The 2,527-nt window shown below is 36.3% G+C and carries 2 protein-coding genes; both read right to left on the bottom strand.

The genetic code is table 11. From position 1 onward, the window contains the following. Nucleotides 1–479 precede the first annotated feature (479 nt). Nucleotides 480–761 carry a CHAT domain-containing protein gene (locus tag ACHFIZ_RS17805; RefSeq protein ID WP_410888307.1) on the bottom strand — a complete coding sequence of 94 codons (282 nt, stop codon included), beginning with the start codon at nucleotides 759–761 and terminating at the stop codon, nucleotides 480–482. 65 nt (nucleotides 762–826) lie between these two features. Next, nucleotides 827–1,939: an HNH endonuclease gene (locus tag ACHFIZ_RS17800; protein WP_410888305.1), complete on the bottom strand. Its 1,113-nt coding sequence runs from the start codon at nucleotides 1,937–1,939 to the stop codon at nucleotides 827–829. Nucleotides 1,940–2,527 lie beyond the last annotated feature (588 nt).

The following is a 2,527-nucleotide window of genomic DNA, read 5'->3' as shown; positions in this document are numbered from 1 at the left end:
GTGATTGCGCAGCGGAAAATTGAAACTGACATTATTGCTTTAACAAGAGCGATTGAGGACGCAAATTTAAATTTGTAACCGATTGTAACCGATTACTTCGGTTTTAACATGAACATCTTGCATCAAATTAAATATTTGACGCATGAAATTGAAGAGGAAAACACAGTCGCTCCAGTATAAAAGTCGGTATAAACCATCTGAAAAATCTAAAGATTTTTTTTCAGGGAAATATAGATCAATTGGATGGTCTAAACTTATAGCCGATATATTTGTTTTGGCAAAACTTATTATAGACATTATAAAGATATTTCATTAGTACACTTATGACCCACAATTGCCGTCCTAGACTTGGACGGCCTTTGAGTGACAGTAATTCAATATCATTTCATTATTAAATGTGATTGGAGTTTCGTATCGTCGATCTCGACCTGATGCATTTACTCAATATGCCTGTACTTAAAATTTGGCAATAAAAAACATTAATGTTCTTGAATCTTAAGATTTGGATTCCCGTAAAGATGCAGACAAGCCCAGGCTGCTGGCGTAGGAAATTGATCATACACCTTACGGCTGGCACTAAACATAGCTTGGGAAACTGACTCTCCAGCATCGAGGCAATTCAAAAACTCAGGCAACCAATATTTCGGAACTGTAACGTCTAGTGCCCAATACGGTGCTATGACGGCTTCGTATCCTTGTGCAATAAATCTTTTGACAAGTGATGCTACATTATTCCTGAAAAATTCAGTTTTCAAAATCATTTTATGGAGGCAGTAGCAACAATCATTAGAAGATGCGGGCAAATGACATTTAATAATAATTTAATTCATGATTTATTGTTATCCTCCTTCACTTCGATAAACTGTAGATTCATGCCTATAACTTTTTCAGCTTCGAATTTTTTCTCATAAATCTCGCCCGATTCTTTATTAATAAACGGCATAGTTTCATAATCCTTGAAAAGGTTAGGGATAATCAATTTGTCAACATCATCAATTTTCTTATCCAGTGAATTAAAGTCTCTAGAGGCAACAACGATTTCACCAATTTCGGTAGGATCCTGCCTCCCAAGGATAGGAGGCATCCATGGTGTCTCTATAGCCCCACGAATGCAGTGTTCAATATCAGATTCATGGAAAGGAATGAATAGTTGAAATTCGCAATTCATGAAACAAATAACGAAAAGATGGGAAAACAGTGGATCCTTGGGATTTTTTTTCCTAAATAAAAATGCGCTTGGTTTCTCGAATCTAAAAGTCAAAAGTGGTAGCGTATAGGTATGCACTATGCCAAACCCCATAAATTTGTCGTCATGTTTACTCGTACGTAGGAATTCAAGAGCGAACTTATAGTTTTTTAGCTCATGCTGGGGCATGATAGCTAGCGCAATGCGCATCAAAGCCTTAAACACCTTAAGTGGGACGTAAGGGTTTTTTGTGTATGTAATGTACATCTGGTTTTTTTCCTTATCAAACTCGAAATTGTCTTTGCCGACTTCAGATCGTTTGATACTTAAATAATCTCCTTCCGTCGAATCCTTTTCAAACCTTGCTACAATTTCATCAAATTTGGATTTGTACACTGGGATTTTTTTTCCATGAACGTTCTGGATAGTTCTTCTTATACCAAGGTAATTTGCCAGATCGTTTTCATATCTACCAAAAATTCCATTACAATCGTCGCATTCCTGATCATATACGAGAAATCGGTTGCCTAACATTTCAGGTATAACATGCGCAACTTTATGAAAAGTAACATATGGCTTCTTCTTTCCGCAAAACCTGCAAGTGCGGAGGTTGGTCTCCTTAAGACCTTTCATTTTTTGATCTGGACAGCCTATTTCGAAGATAACCTGATATCGGGAAAAGAATTCTTCACCTTGCTTTTCGCACTGTTGTGGGTAATAATAATATGGATTCCATTCAGTTGCCTGTATCATAAACGGTCATAGTTTAGTGTTGGGATATAATGCCAATTTATCTTATTATTCTACCTAATAAGGTAGCGTAAACCTTTCGCAGTGTCTAATATACATGTAGTAATCGGTAAATTCTTACACAAATTGGTTAGAATTTCGCATAACTGATGCAACTATTAAAGATAGATGTGGGTATTTAGTTAACTGATTAAATTCCAAATAAAAAGTTCTAAAGCAGTCCGATAAAGGGCTTGTTTATCCAGAATTTCCAATGAATAATCCAAATCCTATTCTATGAAACCTTTGCTTTTTAAATCTTCGATAATTGGTTTTAATACCTACAGAAGCGTTCCAAGCGTTCAAAATAGTCGTCTTGGACGGTAGTTTTCTGTTACTGGCTTCTCCGTATATGCCAAAAGCGGGAACAGCAACAGCCAAGAGCGGAGTCCGTTCCGCAGGCCGCAAATGCGGGACGGCCAGTTTGCAGGCATTATTCAAGTAAATCCTATTTATGGTTTTCGATTGATAATATCGCTATTTATTTAATTCAATTTTTTTGGTAAATACATAACATAGGTTCAGCAGTTCCACCAATTGATTATAAAAAAA

This window comes from Pedobacter sp. JCM 36344 (genome assembly GCF_046546555.1).
In the GTDB taxonomy this organism is placed as follows: domain Bacteria; phylum Bacteroidota; class Bacteroidia; order Sphingobacteriales; family Sphingobacteriaceae; genus Pedobacter.
The sequence above is the reverse complement of the archived record's forward strand: the minus strand, read 5'-3'. Positions and strand labels throughout refer to the sequence as shown.